Origin of the sequence: Streptomyces sp. NBC_01006 (assembly GCF_045162725.1) — a bacterium.
Classification (GTDB): domain Bacteria; phylum Actinomycetota; class Actinomycetes; order Streptomycetales; family Streptomycetaceae; genus Streptomyces.
On record NZ_CP108700.1, the window covers coordinates 5,223,832 to 5,238,444 of the forward strand.

14 protein-coding genes are annotated in these 14,613 nt (G+C 69.8%); 10 read left to right on the plus strand and 4 right to left on the minus strand.

Annotation, left to right across the window (positions count from 1 at the left end; all coding sequences use genetic code 11):
- The first annotated feature begins 1 nt into the window (after window position 1).
- The 4 genes from OG509_RS24070 (at window position 2) to OG509_RS24085 (ending at window position 3,929) form a co-directional block, all read left to right on the plus strand.
- Window positions 2–1,591: an MDR family MFS transporter gene (locus OG509_RS24070; RefSeq protein ID WP_406184550.1), complete on the plus strand. Its 1,590-nt coding sequence runs from the start codon at window positions 2–4 to the stop codon at window positions 1,589–1,591.
- A 293-nt stretch (window positions 1,592–1,884) separates the two neighbouring features.
- Window positions 1,885–2,727, plus strand: coding sequence for a polysaccharide deacetylase family protein (locus OG509_RS24075; protein ID WP_406184551.1), 843 nt, complete (start codon window positions 1,885–1,887; stop codon window positions 2,725–2,727).
- Between the two features lie 163 nt (window positions 2,728–2,890).
- Complete coding sequence (locus tag OG509_RS24080) at window positions 2,891–3,211, plus strand: nuclear transport factor 2 family protein (protein ID WP_406184552.1); 321 nt, start codon at window positions 2,891–2,893, stop codon at window positions 3,209–3,211.
- Window positions 3,212–3,302: 91 nt separating this feature from the next.
- Window positions 3,303–3,929 (plus strand): hypothetical protein, encoded by a 627-nt coding sequence (locus tag OG509_RS24085; RefSeq protein WP_406184554.1) that lies wholly within the window; start codon window positions 3,303–3,305, stop codon window positions 3,927–3,929.
- Window positions 3,930–4,153: 224 nt separating this feature from the next.
- Here OG509_RS24085 and OG509_RS24090 read toward each other — a convergent pair whose 3' ends face one another.
- From OG509_RS24090 to OG509_RS24100, 3 genes are all read right to left on the minus strand, one after another.
- On the minus strand, window positions 4,154–5,440 hold the full coding sequence (locus tag OG509_RS24090) for an ABC transporter substrate-binding protein (RefSeq protein WP_406184556.1): 1,287 nt from the start codon (window positions 5,438–5,440) through the stop codon (window positions 4,154–4,156).
- 271 nt (window positions 5,441–5,711) lie between these two features.
- Window positions 5,712–6,329, minus strand: coding sequence for an SMI1/KNR4 family protein (locus OG509_RS24095; protein ID WP_406184558.1), 618 nt, complete (start codon window positions 6,327–6,329; stop codon window positions 5,712–5,714).
- Between the two features lie 59 nt (window positions 6,330–6,388).
- A complete protein-coding gene (locus OG509_RS24100) occupies window positions 6,389–6,766 on the minus strand; it encodes a DUF192 domain-containing protein (protein ID WP_406184560.1) in 378 nt (125 codons plus the stop codon).
- Between the two features lie 70 nt (window positions 6,767–6,836).
- Between OG509_RS24100 and OG509_RS24105 the strand changes: the two genes are divergently transcribed.
- Window positions 6,837–7,586: a prepilin peptidase gene (locus OG509_RS24105; protein ID WP_406184561.1), complete on the plus strand. Its 750-nt coding sequence runs from the start codon at window positions 6,837–6,839 to the stop codon at window positions 7,584–7,586.
- Window positions 7,587–7,717: 131 nt separating this feature from the next.
- Here OG509_RS24105 and mgrA read toward each other — a convergent pair whose 3' ends face one another.
- Entirely contained in the window at window positions 7,718–8,755 is a 1,038-nt protein-coding gene (mgrA, locus tag OG509_RS24110) for an L-glyceraldehyde 3-phosphate reductase (protein ID WP_406184562.1), read from the minus strand.
- A 127-nt stretch (window positions 8,756–8,882) separates the two neighbouring features.
- Here mgrA and OG509_RS24115 point away from each other — a divergent pair, with 127 nt between their 5' ends.
- The 5 genes from OG509_RS24115 (at window position 8,883) to OG509_RS24135 (ending at window position 14,595) form a co-directional block, all read left to right on the plus strand.
- On the plus strand, window positions 8,883–9,644 hold the full coding sequence (locus OG509_RS24115; RefSeq protein WP_030159549.1) for an isoprenyl transferase: 762 nt from the start codon (window positions 8,883–8,885) through the stop codon (window positions 9,642–9,644).
- Window positions 9,645–9,962: 318 nt separating this feature from the next.
- A complete protein-coding gene (locus OG509_RS24120) occupies window positions 9,963–11,279 on the plus strand; it encodes a PhoH family protein (RefSeq protein WP_406184564.1) in 1,317 nt (438 codons plus the stop codon).
- 426 nt (window positions 11,280–11,705) lie between these two features.
- Window positions 11,706–12,407: a transglycosylase SLT domain-containing protein gene (locus OG509_RS24125; RefSeq protein WP_406184565.1), complete on the plus strand. Its 702-nt coding sequence runs from the start codon at window positions 11,706–11,708 to the stop codon at window positions 12,405–12,407.
- Window positions 12,408–12,515: 108 nt separating this feature from the next.
- Window positions 12,516–13,928, plus strand: coding sequence for an AI-2E family transporter (locus OG509_RS24130; RefSeq protein ID WP_406184566.1), 1,413 nt, complete (start codon window positions 12,516–12,518; stop codon window positions 13,926–13,928).
- The gene (locus tag OG509_RS24135; RefSeq protein WP_406184568.1) at window positions 13,912–14,595 is read left to right on the plus strand and encodes a hypothetical protein; all 684 of its coding nucleotides are present in this window, start codon (window positions 13,912–13,914) and stop codon (window positions 14,593–14,595) included. Before OG509_RS24130 ends, OG509_RS24135 begins: the two co-directional genes overlap by 17 nt.
- Window positions 14,596–14,613: the final 18 nt, after the last annotated feature.

The window sequence follows — 14,613 nt, forward strand, 5'->3', positions numbered from 1 at the left end:
CATGGCTGAAAACACAAACACGGCGGAGATCTCTGAGGAGGTGAAGCCGCGCAGCGTCCGTGTCGTCCTCATGGCTCTCATGATCGCAATGCTCCTCGCCATGCTCGACAACATGATCATCGGTACGGCGATGCCGACGATCGTCGGCGAGCTCGGCGGCCTGGAGCACCTCTCCTGGGTGGTCACCGCGTACACGCTGGCCACCGCCGCCTCCACCCCCATCTGGGGCAAGATCGGCGACATGTACGGGCGGAAGGGCTCCTTCCTCACCTCCATCGTGATCTTCCTGATCGGCTCCGCGCTCAGCGGCATGGCCCAGGACATGGCCCAGCTGATCGGCTTCCGTGCCGTCCAGGGCCTCGGTGCCGGCGGTCTGATGGTCGGTGTCATGGCGATCATCGGCGACCTGATCCCGCCCCGTGAGCGCGGCAAGTACCAGGGCATGATGGCCGGTGTGATGGCCCTCGCCATGATCGGCGGACCGCTGGTCGGCGGCACCATCACCGACCACCTGGGCTGGCGCTGGTCCTTCTACATCAACCTGCCGCTCGGCGCCGTCGCGCTCGCGATGGTCACCGCCGTCCTGCACCTGCCGAAGAAGACCGGGGCGCAGCGGCCGAAGATCGACTACCTGGGTGCGGCCCTGCTGACCGTCGCCATCACCTCCACCGTGCTCGTCACGACCTGGGGCGGCACCGAGTACGCCTGGGGCTCCGGCCAGATCATCGGCCTGATCGTCGTCGGCATCCTGTCGATCGCCGCCTTCCTCTTCGTCGAGACCAAGGCCGCCGAGCCGGTCATGCCGCTGCACATCTTCCGCAGCCGCAACTTCACGCTCATGTCGGTCATCGGCTTCCTCGTCGGCTTCGCGATGTTCGGCGGCGTGCTCTACCTCCCGCTCTTCCAGCAGTCGGTCCAGGGCGCCTCCGCCACCAACTCCGGCCTGCTGCTCCTGCCGATGCTGCTCTCGATGATGGTCGTCTCGCTGATCGCGGGCCGGGTCACCACCAGCAGCGGCAAGTACAAGATCTTCCCGATCATCGGCGGCGCGCTCATGGTCGTGGGGCTCTTCCTGCTCTCCCAGATGGACACCGACACCAGCCGTCTGATGTCCGGCGTCTACATGGCCATCCTCGGTGCCGGCCTCGGCTTCCTGATGCAGATCACCATGCTGGTCGCGCAGAACAGCGTGGACATGAAGGACATGGGCGTCGCGTCCTCCTCGGCCACCCTCTTCCGTACGCTCGGCGGCTCGTTCGGCGTGGCCCTGATGGGCTCGCTGTTCACCAGCCAGGTCACCCAGACCATGACCGACCGGCTGGGTCCGGGTGCCGCCAAGGCCGCGGGCTCGGCCCAGCTCGACGCGGCCAGCCTGGCCAAGCTGGAGCCGACGATCCGCGACGCCTACCAGCACGCGGTCGCCGCCGGTACGCACTCGGCGTTCCTCCTCGGCGCGGTTGTCGCCGTACTGGGCTTCGTGGCGGCCTGGTTCGTCAAGGAGGTCCCGCTGCGGGGCGCGGGTCCGGCCAAGGCCGACGACGCGGCCGACGACAACGCGGCGCAGGCCCAGGCGGCGTCCCTCGCCCACTGATCACTCGCTCACCAGCCCGGCCCCGGCGGACCTTCCGCCGGGGCCGGGTTTTTTCATGGGCTGAAGCCGTGGCTCGTGGGGTAGGTGAGTACGTGTGATGCAGGGGAGGTTGATCTGGTTCCGTCCTGTTTCAGGTGGGGTCCAAATCGGGAGGATCAAGGACCAAGGTCCTATTAGCTGGATTTTATGGGGGAATTGGCGGGAACCCGTCTGCTTCACCGGTCGTCCTGGAAGGCAGAGCGCACACAGAAACGGACGGGGAACGGACGGGGAGGGGACGGTTCATGGGCTTCATGGCGCGCGCGAACAGGCAGGGCATCCGGGCCGGGGCGGTCGTCGTGGCGGCAGCCGCCGCGGTGGCCGGGACGGTGTGGGGAGTGGCAACCCTCGTCGGACCGGGCCAGGGGACCGGACAGCAGCCCGCGCACGAGAACGTGTCACGCCGGACCGGCAGCCCCGACGACGGTGCGAAGAACGACGGCGCGAAGAACGGTGGCGCGCCGCAGTCGCGAATACCCGACGGCATAGCCCACGCCTCCGAAAGCGGAGGCAATGCGGTCAACATCACCATCGACGACGGCCCGGACCCCCAGTGGACCCCCAAGGTCCTCGACGTACTGAAGAAGTACGACGTGAAGGCGACCTTCTGCATGATCGGACCGCAGGCCAAGGCCCACCCCGACCTGGTCAAGCGCGTCGTCGCGGCCGGCCACCGGCTCTGCGACCACACCATGGACCACAACACGGCCATGGACAAGAAGCCCGTCGCCTACCAGGAGCAGCAGATCCTGGAGGCGAAGAAGATGATCGAGGACGCGGCGGGCGGCGGCGCCGAGGTGGAGTACTACCGCGCCCCCGGCGGCGCGTTCACCCCCGACAGCCGCCGCATCGCCGCCGCGAACGGCATGCGCCCGCTCGGATGGAACGTCGACACCAAGGACTTCGGGAAGCCCGGCGTCGCCGCCATCGTCAACGCGGTCAAGAGCGAGATGGGCAACGGCCCGACCGTCCTGTTCCACGACGGTGGCGGCAACCGCTCCCAGACCGTCGCGGCCCTCGACCAGGTGCTGGACTGGCTGAAGGACCAGGGCCGCCCCACCGGATTCCCCGTCCGCACCGCCCCGGATGGCTCCTGACACGCCGTCCGGTGGCGAACGGGTGAAGGTCGCCGCCCCGGCGCCGCCCGCGGTGTTCCCTGGTCGTGTACGCAGCCCCGCACGGAGTTCGTACGCAGCCCGTACGAGATCCGTACGCAGCCCTCGTACGGGAGAGCCCGTACGACCGCCCCAGGAGGCCCCCGTGATTTCACCGGACCAGTTGTCCGACCCCGCCGTCCGCGCCTTCGTCATCGCCGTCAACGCCGGCGACCGCAGCGCCTTCCAGGCCGCCCTCACCCCGGGCGCGACCATGTCCGACGACGGTTCGGACCGGGACATCGCCCAGTGGGCCGAGAAGGAGATCTTCTCCTCCGGCGGGCACATGGAGGTCGACAAGGAGTCCGACGGCGGCCTCGCCCTCATCGTCAACTACCGCAACGACACCTGGGGCGAGATGCGCACCGCCTGGCGGTTCGTCACCGAAGGCGGCCGCATCAGCCGCTTCGAGACGGGTCAGGCCTGAGCCGCAGCCCGCGTCGTCCGCGGCGGATCCCGTACGGGTGAAAGCGCGCCCCGCCTCGTTTCAGCCCGCCGCGGTCCCCGTTGGGCCGGGCATGAAGCGCACCCGTACCGCCGTTCTCGCCCTCGCGACCGCCGCGGCGGCCCTCGCCCCGGTCCTCGGCCAGGCCGCCGCCACCGCCGCGGACGGCACGTACCTCCAGGACCCGGCAGGCGGCGAGAAGGCGATGAAGTCGCAGTGGACCAAGGACGAGATGCACAAGGTGGAAGGGCAGTTCCGCTTCTACCCCGGAGTGCAGTACAAGACGGTCACCCGCCCCGGCCCCTCGGGCGCCCCCGACTTTGAGCGGAAGGTCGCCGACCCCAAGACCCTCGCGTGGCAGCCGTCGTTCGACTTCGGCTGGGCGGTGTCGGACTCGACGCTGGTGAAGAAGGCCGTGACCACCAAGGACGGCAAGCACCCGATCGTCGTGCACGCCGTGCTGCGGCGCTCCTCGGACCACGCCAAGGCGGTCGAGGTGCACCAGGAGCTGGCCGACCGGCCGGCGACGGGGCGCGCCAAGGTCCCGGGCGGCAAGCGGATCGCCTGCGACACGGGTGAGTACACGGTGGAGTGGTCGGTCACGCGCTCGGGCTACGGGACGCTCACGGGCACGCTGCGCTGGGACTCCAGCTGCGAGCAGTACCGGACGGCGTTCTCGAATGAGAACGGCAAGGTCTGACCCTGAGGCGGGGGAAAGAGGGAAAGAAGGGGAGGGGAGAAGAGGGAGAGGGCCGGCCGCCCCGCGCACCTTGTGGGTGGTCGGTGGCGACTGGTCCGCGGCCTTGGATCAAGAGCCGTAGCAGCCATTCTGTCGCACGGGGTGGGGTGAGACAGGGTCGAAAGTCCCGTGTCGGACGGGATGTTCAGCAGTTTCAGCAGTTTCCGCAGTCGGCGCCGCTTCGGTCAGTGCTTCTTCCTGGTCTCCTCGTTCGCCTTGGCGGCGATCTCCTCCAGGACGCTCTTCGCGTCGCCGTTCGGCTCCACGGCACGGCCGATGTTGCGCTTGATGGTGTCGCTGACCGTCACCCACGACGGGTCGTTCACCGGGTACAACTGCGCACCGCGCAGAGCGGTCAGGAAGAACTGGTCGTTGCTGTCGAGGCCGCTGCCGGAGGGGTTGCGGGAGGCCGAGACGGTCGACGGCAGCAGGTGGTAGCGGCCCGCGAAGTCCGTCAGGTTCTTGTCCTGGTAGATGAAGTCCAGGAACTTGCCGATCTCCACGCGCTTGCCGTGTTGCTTGAACGCCATCATCCAGTCGGCGACGCCCACGGCCGGCGTGCTCTCCCCGGAGCCGAGGGTGTCCGAGACCGGCATGGGCGCGGTGCGGACGTCGATGCCCTTGGCGCGGGCCTCGTGCAGGAGCTGCGGATAGCCGTTCAGCATGCCGACCTCGCCGCGGGTGAACGCGGCGAATGCGTCGGCGCGGTTGAGCTGGGACGGCGGAACGGGCCCGGTCAGGCCGGGGCCGACCAGGTTGTCCTTGAGCCAGCGGAAGGTCTGGATGTTCTGGTCGGAGGCCAGGTTGTAGTTGCCGCTGCTGTCGGCGTAGCCGCCGCCGTTGCTGAGCTCCCAGATCATCGCCTCGGCGTGCGCCTCCTCCGGGCCCAGGGGGAGGGCGTACGGGTACTTCACGCCCTTCTCCTTGAGCGCCTTGGCGGCGGACTTCAGGTCGGACCAGTTCTTGGGCTCGCTGACGCCGGCCTGCTTGAAGAGGCCCTGGTTGTAGAAGAGGAGCCGGCTGCTCGCCACCCAGGGCAGGCCGTAGAGGGTGCTGCCGACGGAGCCGGCCTCGGCCAGCGGCTGGAGGAAGTTCGCCTCGGCGGTGACCGAGAGGAGTTCGTCCGCGGAATAGAGCTTGTCCTGAGCCGCGAAGTCCGAGTACGAGCCCATGAGGGCCATGTCCGGCGCATTGCCGGTCTTGACCATACGGGAGACCTCGCGGTCGATGTCGGCCCAGGGCAGGAGCTGGACCTCGACCTTGATACCGGGGTTGGCGTTGGTGAAATCCTTCGTCACCTTGTCCCAGAAGGCCTTGGAACTGGTGGCCTGGGTGTCCCCGTATTCCGCGGCGACCAGGTGGAGCGTACCGCTGTCACCTGCACTGTTGCCTGAATCGCCGCATCCGGACAGTGGTATCAGCAGACCGAGCACGACCGCGGTCGTACTCGGGCCGAAGATTCTTCGTTGCACGGGTGTATTCCCCTGAATTTCTTTTGAGTCCCGTTACTACTTATGAGTTGCTCCGGGCTGGGGTGTCCGTCCGTGGCCCGTTGGCCGGAATTCTCTCCTGCGTGGGGGCGGTTGATTCCATTGGGGCGGAACTTGTGGTCAATGCTCCAAGTGCGGCTTTTCCGGCTGGTGTTTTCCGATATGTGATCAACAAATCGGACGCGCGTAGACATGCCGAATGGCCCGATTCCAGCCCATTGGGGCTGTGGAACGGGTCGGGGTCCGGATCAGGTCAGTCGGCGAACTCGCCCGCGTACGGGTCGGGCTCACCCGTCTCGGGGTTGCGGCCCTCCTGCCAGCGGCGCTGGGCCTTGCGCCAGTGCACGAAGCTGAGGTGCCCGCCGTCCCAGAAGGTGATGCTGACCGGGCTCATGTCGAACTCGTCGGAGCAGAGCCGGTACAGGAACTCCGCCATGCCGTACGGGTAGACGGCGAAGGCGTCGGCGGTGTGCCGGCCGACCACCAGGACGGGCCAGCGGTCCGGATCGGGGTCGGAGGTGAGCCAGCAGAGGATGTCGGAGCCGCCGGTGACCCCCCACGCGATGATCGACTCGGGGTCGAAGCCGAAGGCGGCCCGGCCGCCCTCCGCCTCCCAGAGCTGGCGGGCGTTGGAGGTCTCCTCGCCCATCTCGGCCGGGTCCCACTGGAGACCGGGCTTGGGGAGGGGGAGGAGGATGCTGGCCTCGCCGTTGATGGAGCCGGCGCCGAAGCGGCCCATGAAGGCGATGAAATCGGCCGGGAACCGGGTGTGCCAGGCGGCTTCGGCAGCCGGCCAGTCGATGTCCTCGTCGGCGCCGTGCGTCGCCGGCATGATCTGCTCCAGCGCCTTGATCCGCGCGTTCTCCGTCATGCCGCTCCCCTGAGACCCCAGCTCAACCGCCCCAACCTACCGCCGGGGCCGCGCGGAGCCTAGTGGCGGCCCAGAGGCGTCCCGCCGTCCGGTCCCTCGATGGCCAGCCGGGCCCCGACGCGCAGGCCCCAGGCGGCCATGGCACCGGCCTCGGCCTCCAGGACGTGCCGGGAGCGGAGCCGGGGGAGGCCGAGGCGGTTCGGGGGCATGGTGGTCAGGGCGATGACGCGCAGGCGGCGGTCGAGGTACGCCACGTCGATCGCGAACCGCATCCGGAACGTGTGCACGCTGCCGGCCGGGGTGAGGAGCAGGGCGGCGCCCGGTATGCCGTCGCGGCCGAGGAGCCCGCGGGTGCGGGCGCGGTAGGAGGCCGCGATCTCCAGGGGTACCGCCGGCAGGTCCGGCCCGAGCCGGAGGAGGCCGTTGCTGGTGGTCATGGCGGCAGGGTAGGGGTGGTTGGGCCCCCGGGCCCATGCAGGTGCCGGTGTCTGCGCCTACGGTCGGCGGATGGGCCTGTTCGTGATCACCGCCGCCGCGGTCGCCTACGGGGTGGCCGCGGGGCTGCTGCTGCCGCGGGCGGCGTACCGCCTGTCGGTCGAGCCGGACGCCGCGTGGCGCGACCGCTGCCCCGAGGGCCACCCCATCCCCGGCTGGCTGGGCCTACCGCACTGCCGCGACGCCGGACACGCCGCGCCCGCCCGCCCTCGCCATGTGTACGGAGTGGGCCTCGGGTGGGCCGCCGGGATCGCCGGGGTGGTGTGCGGGGGGCTGGCGTGGGCCGGTGGGGGGCGGCCCGAGGGGGTCGTGTTCGTGGCGGCGGTGCCGGTGCTGCTCCTGCTCGGGATCGTGGACCTCGCCGTACAGCGGCTGCCCGATGTGCTGACCCTCCCCCTCGCCGGAGCCCTGGCCGCCGGGCTCGGGGGCGCGGCCCTCGTACCCGGCGCCGGGGGGTCCTGGACGGGGGCGCTGATCGGCGGGGGCGCGCTCGCGGGGGCGTACCTCCTGCTGTACCTCATCAACCCCGCCGGCCTGGGCTTCGGCGACGTCAAGCTGGCGCTGGCGCTCGGGGTCACTCTTGGGTGGTACGGCTGGGGGGTATGGGCCGCCGGAGCCTTCCTCGGGTTCCTCTACGGCGCCCTGTACGGGCTCGCCCTTGTGCTGCGGGGCCCCGGAGGCCGCCGGACGGCGTTCGCGTTCGGCCCCTTCATGGCCGCCGGAGCCCTCACCGGAGTGCTGCTGGGCGGTTTCGGAGCGTAATCATCTTGCGCCGATGCACGCATCAGGCTTTACGAAGGGTTATGGTGGAACCCCCCCCTCGGGCCGGTCCGTATCCCCCCCACGGACCGGCCCGTTTTTTGTTTCCACCACCCCACGCGCAAAAGCGCAGGTCAGCCGCGCTGGGCCCAGATGTTCGTGCCGGGGGTGGACACCGCGAAGGAGTCGATCTCCTTCAGCTCCTCCTCCGACAGCGGCGCACCGCCCAGTGCCGCCACGTTCTGCTCCAGCTGGGACACGCTCGAAGCGCCGATCAGCGCCGAGGTCATCCGCTCGTCCCGGAGCACCCAGTTCAGCGCCAGCTGCGCCAGCGACTGCCCGCGGCGCGCCGCGATCTCGTTCAGGCCGGCCAGGCGGCGGACCACGTCGTCCGAGAGCAGATCCGGGCTCAGGGACTTGCCCGCGGCCGCCCGGGAGCCCTCCGGGATGCCCTTCAGGTACTTGCCGGTCAGCAGCCCCTGCGCGAGCGGCGCGAAGGAGATGCAGCCCATGCCGGCCTCCTCCAGGGTGTCCAGCAGCCCGTCCTCCTCCGTCCAGCGGTTGATCATGGAGTACGAGGGCTGGTGGATGAGCGGGCGGATGCCCATCTCGCGCAGGATCCGCGCCGCCTCGGCCGTCTGCTCGGCCGTGTACGAGGACACGCCCACGTACAGCGCCTTGCCCTGCTGGACCGCGGACGCGAGCGCGCCCATGGTCTCCTCCAGCGGGGTCTCCGGGTCGAAGCGGTGCGAGTAGAAGATGTCGACGTAGTCCACGCCCATGCGCTTCAGCGAGGCGTCGAGCGAGCTCATCAGGTACTTGCGGCTGCCCCACTCGCCGTACGGCCCCTCGTGCATGAAGTAGCCGGCCTTGGTGGAGAGGATCAGCTCGTCGCGGTACGGGGCGAAGTCCTGTGCGAAGAGCTTCCCGAAGTTCAGCTCGGCCGATCCGGGGGGCGGGCCGTAGTTGTTCGCCAGGTCGAAGTGGGTGACGCCGAGGTCGAAGGCCCGGCGCAGGATCGCCCGCTGGGACTCCAGGGACTTGTCGTCGCCGAAGTTGTGCCAGAGGCCGAGGGAGATGGCGGGGAGCTTGAGGCCGCTGTGGCCGGTGCGCCGGTAGTCCATGGAGTCGTAGCGCGAGGGCTCTGCCCGATAGGGATTGTTATCAGTCACGTTGTCCTCCCTATCACGGACTTGTGACAGACCGAGTTGGGTACCCGATCCCGCCGCGCAGTAATGTGGCGGACCGGGGGAGGACCGCAATTCGCACGGGGGCATTGCACGGAGGGGCTCGAAGATCGTGAAGCTGCGCGACCTGGTGTACAGGCTCTACGCACGCCGGGTGGAAGGCCGCCTCGACCATGACGCGTCGCCCAAGCACATCGGCGTGATCCTGGACGGGAACAGGCGCTGGGCGAAGGCGTCCGGAGGTACGACGGAGCAGGGCCATCAGGCGGGGGCCGACAAGATCTCCGAGATGCTGGGCTGGTGCACCGAGACGGACGTCGAGGTCGTCACCCTGTGGATGCTGTCCACGGACAACCTGGACCGGCCGGAGGTCGAGCTCCGCCCGCTGCTCAACATCATCGAGAACACCGTCCGGGGCCTCGCCGCGGACGGCCGCTGGCGCGTCCACCACGTGGGCAACCTCGACATCCTGCCCGCGCAGACCCAGTCCGTGCTCAAGGAGGCCGAGCAGGCCACCCACGACGTGGACGGGATACTGGTCAACGTCGCCGTCGGCTACGGCGGCCGCCAGGAGATCGCCGACGCGGTCCGCTCGCTGCTGCTGGAGCACGCGGAGAAGGGCACCTCCTTCGAGGAGCTCGCCGAGATCCTCGACATCGACCACATCGCCGAGCACCTCTACACGCGCGGCCAGCCGGACCCGGACCTCGTGATCCGCACCAGCGGTGAGCAGCGGCTGTCCGGATTCATGCTGTGGCAGAGCGCGCACTCGGAGTACTACTTCTGCGAGGTGTTCTGGCCGGCCTTCCGCAAGGTCGACTTCCTGCGGGCACTGCGCGATTACGCCGCCCGCCACCGGCGCTACGGAGCCTGACGGCCGGGCGGGCTGACGCCCCCTCGGCCCCGGCCGTCCCCCCTGCAAGGCCTTCACCAGGGATTCACCGAGCGTCCGTCATATGCCATGGCATGGCCGGGCCTGATCGGGGAATATCCCTTTCAGGTCGATGCCCGATCCACGGGTGTCGAGTCTCAGCGGGCGACATGGGGTCGTCCGCCCGGGAGGCCCTTTGCACCAGGACGCACGTGCGGTTCGCACGGACGGAGTGGGAGGGCCGGAAATCGGCCCCGCAGGGGTGCCGATGACCGGTCCGGTCTTCATGGCCCGACCTCTTCCGAGGGGGTACGTCCTTCCGTGGTGACCAGCACAAAGCGCCGCCTGCCCGACAGGCGGACCTATGTCCTCGACACCAGCGTCCTGCTGGCAGACCCCAACGCGATCACGCGCTTCGACGAGCACGAGGTCGTGCTCCCGATCGTGGTGATCACCGAGCTGGAGGCAAAGAGGCACCATCCCGAACTCGGCTACTTCGCCCGTCAGGCCCTGCGCCTGCTCGACGACTTCCGGGTTCGCTACGGTCGCCTCGACGCCCCCATCCCGTTGGGCGATCTCGGCGGCACCCTCCGTGTCGAGCTCAACCACTCCGACCCCGGTGTCCTGCCGGCCGGCTTCCGGTTGGGGGACAACGACTCGCGGATCCTCGCGGTCGCCCGCAATCTCCAGGCCGAGGGCTACGACGTCACGGTCGTCTCGAAGGATCTCCCGCTGCGCATCAAGGCCTCCTCCGTGGGGCTGCTCGCCGAGGAGTACCGGGCGGAGCTCGCGATCACCGATGCCGGCTGGACCGGCATGAGCGAGCTCGCGCTGTCCGGGGAGCAGATCGACCTGCTCTACTCCGAGGAGCGGCTGTACGTACAGGAGGCCGCCGAACTGCCCGTGCACACCGGACTGGTCCTCCAGTCCGAACGCGGCAAGGCCCTGGGCCGGGTCACGCCGGACGGCAACGTGAGGCTCGTACGGGGCGACCGCGAGGCGTTCGGGCTGCACGGCCGCAGCGCCGAGCAGCGCATCGCCCTGGACCTGCTGCTCGACCCGGAGATCGGCATCATCTCCATGGGCGGCCGGGCCGGCACCGGAAAGTCGGCGCTGGCGCTGTGCGCGGGCCTGGAGGCGGTGCTGGAGCGCAGGCAGCACCAGAAGGTGATGGTCTTCCGGCCGCTGTACGCGGTGGGCGGCCAGGACCTCGGCTACCTGCCCGGGGACGCGTCCGAGAAGATGAGCCCCTGGGCGCAGGCGGTCTTCGACACCCTCTCGGCGGTGGCCGGGCGCGAGGTCATCGAGGAGGTGCTGAACCGGGGGATGCTGGAGGTCCTGCCGCTCACGCACATCCGCGGGCGCTCGCTGCACGACGCCTTCGTGATCGTGGACGAGGCGCAGTCGCTGGAGCGCAATGTGCTGCTGACCGTTCTGTCCCGGATCGGTGCGAATTCGCGGGTCGTTCTGACCCACGATGTCGCCCAGCGGGACAATCTGCGGGTCGGCCGGTACGACGGAGTGGTCGCCGTCGTTGAGAAGCTGAAGGGGCATCCTCTCTTCGCGCACGTCACGCTCAACCGCTCCGAGCGCTCCCCGATCGCCGCGCTGGTGACCGAGATGCTCGAATCGCTGTAGCCCCGCAAGGGGGCAAAAACCCCATAGCGGGAAAGCGAGTTGGCGCCGCCCGGCAAAGGCCCGAGAGCCTAGCCGGGCGGCGTCGTGCTGCACAGCCCTTTGGGGAAACCAACGGCAACATGCCAGGTGTGACCTTTCACACGCAATGGAGAATTGCCTTGCGGTGTCGGGGTCCGGCAGAGTCTGTTTTCCGTCAGGCCCCGCATACGGCACACCTGTATCTCCCGTTACTACGACGGGAGGTACGCGCTGCACCACAACTCCAGAGTCGTTCGCCGTATGCCGCCCGAGTCATCACGCGGCAGCCCCCGCAAGGGAGTTGCCCACGGGCCCGCGCCTCCAGTGATCACAGCACCACGGAGGCCAGTGTCGAGGGGCACTATTGCGCCCGCCCGGTCACTGCGGACGCTGCTGGAAGGACACCGTGTGAGCCGGATCTCGGTCCGGGGATTCGCTGTGGCTTCGGCCACCGCAGTCACCACCGTTGGCGCAGTCGTGGGCGTTGCCACTGGCGACCCCGCCGCCTCGAACGATCTCGAGACCACCGCGTCCGGGGCGACCCTCCTCGCCGACATCCCGGTCGGCGAGCAGGCGCAGGTCCAGAACGCGTCCCTGACGCAGCAGGCCGACGCCATCGCCCAGGGCGCCGACACCGACGCCAAGCGTGTCGCCGAGGAAGCCGCCCGCATCCAGGCCGCCGAGGACGCCAAGTCCAAGAAGGCCGAGGCGCAGAAGGCCGCCGACGAGAAGGCGAAGAAGGACCGCGAGGAGAAGGAGCAGATCGCCTCCCGCTCCGCGGCGCGCAGCGCCGGCGACTTCGCCGTCCAGGGCTCCTACACGGTCGCCCAGGTCAAGGACATCGCCCGGCAGATCGTCCCGGCCGGTCAGTTCCAGTGCTTCTCGAACATCATCAACGAGGAGTCCACCTGGAACTACAAGGCCGTGAACTCGTCTTCGGGCGCGTACGGTCTGGTCCAGGCGCTTCCGGGTTCGAAGATGTCCTCGGTCGCCGACGACTGGCGGACCAACCCGGCCACCCAGATCCAGTGGGGCCTCAACTACATGAACGAGCGGTACCACAGCCCGTGTGCGGCCTGGAGCTTCCACCAGGCCAACGGCTGGTACTAGAGCCCGCCTCCGCTCAACCTCGAAGAGCCTCGCACCGTCCTACGGTGCGGGGCTCCTCGCGTGTACGGTCTTTCGAGGTGTGTCCACGGGCGGGGGGAAGGGAAAGACATGGCGAAGAGGGCAGGCTGGATCGGCCGGCTCGGGAACAGGCTGAGCCGGGTGGAGGCGCGGCTCCAGGCGCGGCGTGCCGAGGTCGAGGCGGAGAGCATCGGCGCGGCTGCCGCGGTCCCCGCCACCGCTTCCGGCGCTGGCGGCGCTGCCCCCGCGGGCGCGGGCGCCGCTGCGTCGGCCCCGACGGCCGCGGCACCGACGCCCGGCACACCCGCCGAGCAGCACGGCCACCTCCCGCACCCGCCCGCCCTGCGTGGGCGCCCCGACCCGGTGAGCGTCGTCCCGTGGGGCATGCGGGTCGCCGCCGAGGTCAGCTGGCGGCTCCTGCTGCTCGCCGGGATGCTCTGGGTCGTGATGAAGGTGATCAGCGAAGTCCGCCTGGTCGTCCTCGCCTTCGCCGCCGCCCTGCTCGTCACCGCGCTGCTCCAGCCCTTCGTGGTCCGGCTGCGCCGCCTCGGCCTGCCGCGCGGGCTCGCCACCGCCGTCACCGCGATCCTCGGGTTCGTGGTCATCGGGCTGGTCGGCTGGTTCGTGGTCTGGCAGGTCATGGAGAACCTCGACGACCTCTCCGCCCGGGTCCGGGACGGCATCAACGAGCTCAAACTCTGGGCACTGGACAGTCCGTTCCACGTGACCGAGAAGCAGATCAACGACATCGCGAAGAACCTCAGCGAGACCATCGGCACCAACACCGAGCAGATCACGTCCGCCGGCCTCCAGGGTGTGACCGTCCTCGTCGAGGTGCTCACGGGCATCCTGCTCGCGATGTTCTCGACGCTGTTCCTGCTCTACGACGGCAAGCGCATCTGGATGTGGGTGCAGGGCCTGGTCCCGGCCGCCGCCCGCCCCGGTGTCGCGGGCGCCGGTCCGCGCGCCTGGCGCACGCTGACGGCGTACGTGCGCGGCACGGTGCTCGTCGCGCTCATCGACGCCATCTTCATCGGCCTCGGCATCTACTTCCTCAAGGTGCCGATGGCGGTGCCGCTGGCCGTCTTCATCTTCCTGTTCGCGTTCATCCCGCTCGTCGGCGCGGTGGTCTCCGGCGCCCTCGCGGTGGTCGTCGCCCTGGTGACCCAGGGGCCGTGGACCGCGTTGATGGTGCTGGCCGTGGTGCTGGCGGTGCAGCAGATCGAGGGGCACGTGCTCCAGCCCTTCATCCTGGGCCGGGCGGTACGGGTGCACCCGCTCGCGGTGGTGCTGTCGGTGGCCGCGGGCGGCATGGTCGCGGGCATCGGCGGAGCGGTGGTCGCGGTCCCGCTGGTCGCCGTCACCAACACGGTGGTCGTCTACCTGAGGGCCTACTCCCGGGACCAGCTCCTCCAGGGCGCCGCACCGATCGGGCCCGGCCCGCACGGCTCGACGGCGGCCGAACAGGCCTTCCGGGAGGCCGGGCGTGATCAGCGAGCCTGAGCTCGACGGGGAGTGGGGCACCGGCCGGCCGCCCACGGCGGCCGAGGAGCCCGACACCCCGCGCGAGGGCGTACGGGGGCCTCGTAGGGCCTGGTTATGGGCGCTCGGCGGGGCCGTACTGGCCTCGGCCGTCTGGGCCGGTGTCCTGGGGGCGCAGGATCGTTTCGGCGATGCCGCGCCGCGGATCGCGTACCGGCATGTCGAGGACCTGTGCAAGATGCCGCTGACCGTGGTGTCCGCGTCCACCACACAGCTCACCGGGGGCTACGCGCGCCACAACGAGCACCCCTCGCTCGACTGGGCGTACTGCGCGCACAGCGCCCCGTACGCCGAGGGCCGCCTGTCGTACGGGGCCGAGGTCTCGGTCCAGCTGCACAAGAAGACCGATCCCCGCACGGAGTTCGGCGCGGACCCCTCCGCCCTCATGGGCATGGGGCGCATGGCGAGTTCGGGCGGCGAGGTGGAGCAGGTTCCCGGGCTCGGCGAGCGGGCGCTGCTCACCCGGCGGGTCGGCGGCTCAAGGCTCGAAGTGCTCGACGGCGGCGCCGTGTTCAGCCTCACCGTCGAATGGTACGGAGGGCAGGGCGCCCCGGACCCGGACGAGGCCGCCGTCCAGGCGGCGATGGTCGAGGACATGCGCGCCCTGATGGCGTCCCTGCGCAAGTGAACCGAACGACAGGACCCC